The sequence below is a fragment of the Haloferax profundi genome (genome assembly GCF_001469865.1).
GTDB classification, from domain to species: Archaea; Halobacteriota; Halobacteria; order Halobacteriales; family Haloferacaceae; genus Haloferax; species Haloferax profundi.
The window spans coordinates 1-5700 of the sequence record NZ_LOPV01000599.1 but is presented as its reverse complement, the minus strand read 5'-3'; the positions used below and the strand labels follow the sequence as shown (position 1 = coordinate 5700).

2 protein-coding genes are annotated in these 5700 nt (G+C 59.3%); one reads left to right on the top strand and one right to left on the bottom strand.

Going from position 1 to position 5700, the window contains the following annotated elements; translation table 11 throughout:
* On the top strand, positions 1-3103 hold a 3103-nt coding region (locus tag AUR66_RS17490; protein WP_058573447.1), incomplete at its 5' end, for an HsdM family class I SAM-dependent methyltransferase.
* A gap of 82 nt (positions 3104-3185) precedes the next feature.
* Here the strand turns inward: AUR66_RS17490 and AUR66_RS17485 are convergent.
* Positions 3186-5700: PGF-pre-PGF domain-containing protein (locus tag AUR66_RS17485; RefSeq protein ID WP_157533210.1), on the bottom strand; the 2515-nt coding region annotated here is incomplete at its 5' end.

Here is a 5700-nt window from a genome sequence, read left to right as displayed (position 1 = left end):
ACTCGCACGGGCGGGCGACTTTCGTGTTCTCTACGTCGAACTCTCGGAGCTAACTCGCACTGCAGAACGAGACTTCGTTCAGTGTCTCACACACGCTCGTCTTGGCACGGACTGGGCTACCGAAGACACGTTCCTCGCTGTCTTTCACGCTCCCGATAGCACCGCTTGGCATCTCGTCACACCCTTCCGGACGGGTGTCGACGACGGCAGAACTGGCCGCCCAGTTCTTCGACGCTATACACTCGGAGCAGGTCAGACGCATCGCCACGTCTCGGATGCACTTGCGAAAATCGGAGCACACGATGGGCAACTCGCTGACCGTATCGACGAGGCATTTCAGGTCGACACGCTCACCGAGGAATTCTACGACGACTACAAGTGGGCGTTCGAGAGACTCTCGGACGACCTTCGTGAGAGCGGCGTCGATACCAAAGACGTCCACCAGTACGCCCACGTGACACTCACCCGATTGCTGTGCTTCTACTACCTGCAACGACGAGGGTGGACTGGTGGCCGAACGGACTTCGTTCGCTGGTTCCACGACAGGTATCGGGCGTCTGGCGAAGACGAGCAGTTTCACGAAACGTGGCTCTCGGCCCTGTTCTTTTCTGAATCGGACCATCCGGAAGGTACGTCCCCATTCACGTCCCTCCCGGACGAAGTCGAGGCGGCCCGCACCGAATGTCCACCTTTGAACGACGGACTCTTCGAGCCAACAGATGCCGACCGGAGTGAGTGGTACTTCTCCGACTCTGCGCTGACCTCGGTCATCTGTGACTTTCTCGAACGGTATACCTACACCATCTCCGAAGAGAGTTCGTACGACGTCGACGTCGCAGTCGACCCCTCGATGCTCGGGAAGATATACGAATCGTTCGTCGCCGAGGAAGACCGCGACGAGGCGGGCATCTTCTACACACCGCGTGCCGAAGTCGACTTGATGTGCCGGTTAGCCCTCTACGAGCAGTTCTGTGACCAGATAGAACGTCCCGATACTGCACGTAAGCGGGCACTCGTCGAGTTTCTCTTCAGTACGCCGAGCGGGTGGGACCGGACGAAAATCGACATCGACGACGAACTCGAAGCAGTTCTTCGGAATCTCCGTATCGTCGACCCTGCGTGTGGGAGCGGTGCGTTCCTCGTCGGGATGGGACAGGTACTGACCGAACTCTTCGAGAAAGTGGGTCTGACCGTCGACGCCGAGCTGAAATCTCGGATTCTCGACGAGGCCCTCTACGGTGCCGATATCAAACCGTGGGCCGTACGGGTCGCGGCGTTCCGATTGTGGCTGTGGGTCGTCGAAACCGAACCCGAAATCCCTCCTGAGGAATTCGAACTCCTTGACTTCTCGTTCAACCTCTACACAGGAGACAGCGTCGTTGGTCGGGAGGGAGACGGCCTCGATGCTGCACAGGAAGATGGGTTCGATGTCGTGATAACGAACCCACCGTATGTCGACCATCAGCACATCGCCCAACAGAACCACCCACAGACAGTCTCAGACCAGAGTCCCCCTGCCGACGTTCGTTCGAGTAAGGCGGCGTACAAGACTGCCCTCGTGACCTACGTGCAGGAGACGTTCGGAATCAAACCGTACCGAAGCAGTGATCTGTACCTCTACTTCTTCTTCAGAGCAATCGACTTGCTGCGTGACGGAGGGACGTTGATGTTCCTCACGTCGAACACGTGGCTGGACACCGCGTACGGAAAACGACTCCAACAAGGGTTACTCGAACTCACCGATATCGAGTGTATCGTCGACAATCGGAAGAGACGAAGCTTCGAGAGAGCGAGTGTCAATACCGTCCTCACAGTCGCGAACAGAACGTCAGAGCGGTCACTGGCTGGCGAGGTCAAATTCGTTGCACTGAGTGACCCGTACGAACGTGTGGTCTCTCCACCAACGATGGCCGATATCCTCGTCGACAGTTCGGAAGACGAGGGGACAGACGAGTTTGCACTTGGAAGCGAACGGGGACGTATTCGCCGACTCGATGCTATCCGTGTCGTTCGGCTCGACGAACCTGCACTCTGGCGACTTGGTGGAGGAACCACACAGCCCCGTCGAGAGCGAGGAACAGGAACGTCCCGCACGTCCACACCTGTCTGTCCGGGTGGAACCTACACGGGGACCTCGTGGGGACGATTTCTCCGTGCTCCGTCGGCGTACTTCGACGTCCTAGAAGCAGGTGCAGATATCTTCACGCCGCTGTCGTCGATTGCCTCGGTCGGTTCGTATCTGAACACTGGGGGTGCAGATGGGTTCTTTTTCGTCACACTCGAAGAAGGTGACCCACAGACTGACCGACACGTGACGATTCGAAACCGAGAGACAGACGAGACGTTCACCGTCGAGTCAGCGTTCGTCGTCCCGTTCGTCGAATCACCCCGGCAGGTCACCCACGTCGACCTCTCGAACGACGAGTTCGAGAGCTATCTCGTTTCGATTCCGATGGGAACGGACCTCTCGGACACGCACGTTCAGCGGTACGTCGCGTGGGGCGAACGCCGGGGGGCGTATCACACTGCGTCGGGTCGGCGGGGGAAACGCGAATGGTGGGAGATTGGAACACGGGGCGAGACGAATACCACCGTCGTCTGGCCGAATCGGCAGCACGACCGGCACTTCGTCGCCTACAACCCGAACCGGACGGTGACCCACCGGTTCTATCGACTCGCCCCTCACGACGCTGCCGACGTGACTCCCGAAGAGTTGGCGGCACTGTTGAACTTCTCACCAACAGCGCTCTTCACAGAGGTACTGGCGAGCACTGGACTCGGGTTAGGTGTCCTCGACGTCACCGGGAGGACCCTCCAGCAGATTCCCGTCGTCGACCCAGCGAAACTTTCGAAATCGAGTCTGGAGACCATCCGTGGTGCTTTCCGTCGGATGGCCAACCGGCCCATGGGTTCGATGCACGACGAACTCGGTGCCACCACGGCCGAGCAGTTCGACATAGACGCAGTCGTCTCCGACCGCCGCACGATAGACCGAGAACTGTTCGAGCAGTACCTCGACGTGGCCCCGAGTGAACAGGTTCCGATCTACCAGGCGATTCTGGAGACGGTTAATACACGAATTAACAAGTCTCGGAGCCTGTGACTGAACACGACGCGAATTGAAGTGCCGCTGGAAGACGGCAGTTGTTGACCCTCGGGTGAGAACACCCTGCGGAAAGTCCCGGCTACTCTGAGCGTGCGCGGATACCGATGGCAGCGATGATGGCGATCACTGCAATCCACACGATAGCCATGAGGCCGTAGTTTAGCCCGCCAGTCTGACCTGGCCCAGATTGGTCGGGTCGTTCGGTCACCGAGGTTCCGAACTTCGATTTTCCTTCTTCGACGGTCACGGTTATGACCTGGTCGTTCACTTTGAGAGTGTACTCACCGGGTGACTCGATGGTCTGTTCGAACGTGACGACTTCTGTCTGACCACCAGAGATAGAGACATTCCGCTGTTCGATGACGGTCCCGAACGCCTCGTAGGTGAGGGTGACCGCTCCATCTTGGTTCCCGGTGTTGGTGACAGTCGCGATGAGTGTGACGCTTTCACCCGGTGCGATGGTGGTCGCATCTGCCTTGACATCTGCGAGGCCGACTGCCGTTCGTGGTTCTTCCACGAGGAGTTCTCGACTCTCGCCGCCGATGGTGACGAGGTACGTTCCGGTCCTGTCGAACCGGTAGTCGAACGCGACGGTTTCCGTCTCACCGGACGGTATCGACACCGTCTGGTTAGACACGACTGTCCCATCGACGGTCAGGTCGACTGTGATATTCCCGTCGATGCGACCTGTGTTGGTAACTTCGGCACTGAGGTTCGTCGTCTCGTCGACCACTGCGGTTCTCGACGGTGTGATGTTCGAGATAGTGGCAACCGGTTGCTGGACGCCGACTGCGAAGTACGACGTTCCAGGTGTCGTTGCCTTCAGTACGTATCGGTCGCCACTCTCTCGAGTGACCCGAGTGTCGAGTTTCTCCCACGTACCGTTGTGGTACCGATAGAGGGCAACGTTCTCGGCGGTTGTTCCTCTGGTTTCGAGGTCCTCTTTCAGAACCGAGAATTCCACTGTCGCTTTTTCGATACCATCATCCATCGTTTCGTCTCCTTCGATATCGAGATACAGCAGAGTATCGTCAGCGTCGTCGATTTCGTCGACGTCTCTGGGCTTCTCGGTGAAGCTCCTCACGTCCATCTTGAACCGACTTGCAGACCGGTTCAGCGTAACCGTGATTTCACTGAGCTCTGCACCGGATTCACCCGCCATCGTGGCTGGTGGTCGGAACTCGATTGGGACGCCCTCTCTGGCACCGTATATCTCGTACTGCACGTGCGTCTCGGTTACTTCTGTCGCCCTGGTCTTCGCTGACGGTTCGTACGAGCCAGAGCTTCCGCTGCTACTTCCGCCGCCACCGCCACCGCCACCGCCGCCACCACCACCGCCACCACCACCGCTGCTACGGCTTGGTGTGGACGTCGGGGTCGATGTCGGCGTTGGCGTTGGAGTTGGTGTTGGCGTTGGCGTTGGAGTTGACGTCGGTTCTGGTGTTGGTTCTGGGGTTGGAGTTGGGGTCGCCGTAGGCGTTGGTGTCGGGGTCGCCGTTGGCGTTGGAGTTGGCGTTGGTGTCGGGGTTGGAGTTGGTGTTGGCGTTGGGGTTGGAGTTGGGGTCGGGGTCGGCGTTGGGGTCGCCGTAGGTGTCGGGGTTGGAGTTGGGGTCGGCGTCGGCGTTGGTTCTGGTGTTGGCGTTGGCGTCGGCGTTGGTTCTGGTGTTGGCGTTGGCGTTGGGGTTGGAGTTGGGGTCGGCGTCGGCGTCGGCGTCGGAGTTGGGGTCGGAGTCGCCGTAGGCGTCGGCGTTGGTTCTGGTGTTGGCGTTGGCGTTGGCGTCGGGGTCGGAGTCGGGGTCGGAGTCGGCGTTGGTTCTGGTGTCGGCGTTGGGGTTGGTGTCGGCGTCGGAGTTGGCGTCGGCGTCGGCGTCGGAGTTGGCGTCGGCGTCGGCGTCGGTTCCTCACATGGTCCTGCGGATATCGTGACTTGTTCGCTCAGGTCGAGGGACTCAGTAGTGCCATCGGCGTAGATGAGTCGGAACTCGCTGGTTCGGTTGTTCCCTTCGGTCCATGGCCAGTCGCCCCAGTGGTCTGCGTCTTCGTTGAATGCTGGCGTAATCGAGACGGCATCACCCGACTGGAGGTTTTCGAACCCGCGGTATGCCCCACCGTCGTTTCGACCTCCTGCCCACTTCCAGTCGATTTTCGCAGACGAGCCCGAGAGTTCCCAGTCGTCGTCTTGGTTTCCATCGTCGTAGTAGTCGTCTTGGACGACCCAACCGTCGCCTGCTGGCAGCCCTTGGATAGTGAACGTCGCTGTCCCACCGTATGGCGCATCACCGAGTTCGTCGTGGAGGAAGACGAGGCTGACCCCCTGCGAACCGTGGTAGAAGAAGATACTACTCACTTGGTTCTCTTGGAGGTAGCCCGTCCCGTACGACGAGTAAATCCCGGATGGAGATGTCTCGTTGCTTCGGTAGTCGTAGAACGACTCGACGGATGTGGTCCCATCTCCGAGAGCTTCGGCGGTGTAACACATCCCTCCCTGCTCGATGGAGTAGACTGACTCCCCGTCGTGTTGCGCGAGGGCGCCAGTCATCCCTGTCGGGAGGACGAGCATCAGGGCCATGCAGACTACGAGGAACCGCTTTGTG